The following is a 1516-nucleotide window of genomic DNA, read 5'->3' as shown; positions in this document are numbered from 1 at the left end:
GTGCCGGGCGACGTCGGCGGCGATGGCGTCGACGTCGGCGGTGGCGGGGCGGCCGTGCTCGGCGGCGGTGGCGCGGCCACCGTGCCGTGACGGGAGCGCGAACCGGTCGTCGCGCGGCAGCACGCCGAGCACCTCCAGCCCGACCTCGGCGCACGCGCCGCGCAGCACGTGCTCGTGGCGGGCGGAGCCGACCTGGTTGAGCACCACGCCGCCGAGCCGCACGGTCGGGTCGTAGCCGCGGAACCCGTGCAGCAGCGCGGCGAGGCTGCGGCTCTGGCCGCGGGCGTCGACCACGAACAGCACGGGCGCGGACAGGAGCTTGGCGACGTGCGCGGTGGACCCGACGCCCTCGGTGTCCACCCGGCCGTCGAACAGGCCCATCACGCCTTCCACGACGGCCAGGTCGCAGCCGCGGGCGCCGTGCGCGAACAGGGCGGGCACCCGGTGGTCGCCGACCATGACCGGGTCGAGGTTGCGGCCCGGCCGGCCGGTGGCCACCGAGTGGTAGCCGGGGTCGATGTAGTCGGGTCCGACCTTGAACGGCGCGACCTTGTCGCCCGCGCGGCGCAGCGCCGCCATCAGGCCGGTGGCGACGGTGGTCTTGCCGCTGCCCGACGCGGGCGCGGCGACCACCAGCCGGTTCACCACTCGATCCCCTTCTGCCCCTTCTGGCCCGCGTCCATCGGGTGCTTGACCTTGGTCATCTCCACGACGAGGTCGGCGGCGTCGACGAGCGCGTCCGGCGCGTACCGGCCGGTGATGACGACGTGCTGGTGGCCGGGCCGGTCGCGCAGGGCCCGGACGACCTCGTCCACGTCGATCCAGCCCCAGTGCAGGGGGTAGGTGAACTCGTCCAGCACGTACAGGCCGTGCTGCTCGGCGGCGAGTCGGCGGGCGATCTCCCGCCAGCCCTCGCGGGCGGCGGCGGCGTGGTCGTCCTCGGTGCCCTGCTTGCGGGTCCAGGACCAGCCCTCGCCCATCTTGTGCCACTCGACCGGGCCGCCTTCGCCGGTCTGCTCGTGCAGCCGGCCGAGCGCGCGGAACGCCGACTCCTCGCCGACCTTCCACTTGGCCGACTTCACGAACTGGAAGACGCCGATGGACCAGCCCTGGTTCCACCCGCGCAGGGCGAGGCCGAACGCGGCGGTGGACTTGCCCTTCATCTCGCCGGTGTGGAGCACGACCAGGGGCCGGTTGCGGCGCTGCCGGGTGCTGAGGCCGTCGTTGGGGACGACGGACGGTTGGCCTTGGGGCATGTCGAGGCTCCTACGCGGCTCGTGCGGCGCGCACGACGCCGGCGACCTGGTCTGCGGACAGTTCTTCCAAGCGCAGGCACGCCGCTTCCAGCGCGTCCGCGACGCGTGCGGCCAGGCCGAGCCTGACGGGGCCGTGCTCGCAGTCGACGACGACGGACGCGACCCGGTCGGCGGCCAGCAGCCCGGCGGCGCGCACCGCGTCGCGCATCGGGTCGCCGCCGGTGGCGGTGGACGTGGCGCGGCCGTCGGTGAGCAGCACC

At 75.0% G+C, this 1516-nt stretch carries 2 protein-coding genes and 1 pseudogene; all 3 read right to left on the bottom strand.

Features of this window, described 5'->3' with window-relative positions; genetic code table 11:
* The coding region (locus tag ACFQ3T_RS36540; protein WP_380730733.1) for a cobyrinate a,c-diamide synthase at positions 1-645 on the bottom strand (645 nt) is incomplete at its 3' end.
* A complete protein-coding gene (gene cobO, locus ACFQ3T_RS36535; RefSeq protein WP_380730731.1) occupies positions 642-1256 on the bottom strand; it encodes a cob(I)yrinic acid a,c-diamide adenosyltransferase in 615 nt (204 codons plus the stop codon). The genes ACFQ3T_RS36540 and cobO, both read right to left, overlap by 4 nt.
* A gap of 10 nt (positions 1257-1266) precedes the next feature.
* A pseudogene (locus tag ACFQ3T_RS36530) lies at positions 1267-1516 on the bottom strand (magnesium chelatase); the annotation flags it as partial.

The organism is Saccharothrix hoggarensis (assembly GCF_042678885.1).
GTDB classification, from domain to species: domain Bacteria; phylum Actinomycetota; class Actinomycetes; order Mycobacteriales; family Pseudonocardiaceae; genus Actinosynnema; species Actinosynnema hoggarensis.
Note: the sequence above shows the minus strand (reverse complement) of the source record. Positions and strands in the feature narration are given on the sequence as shown.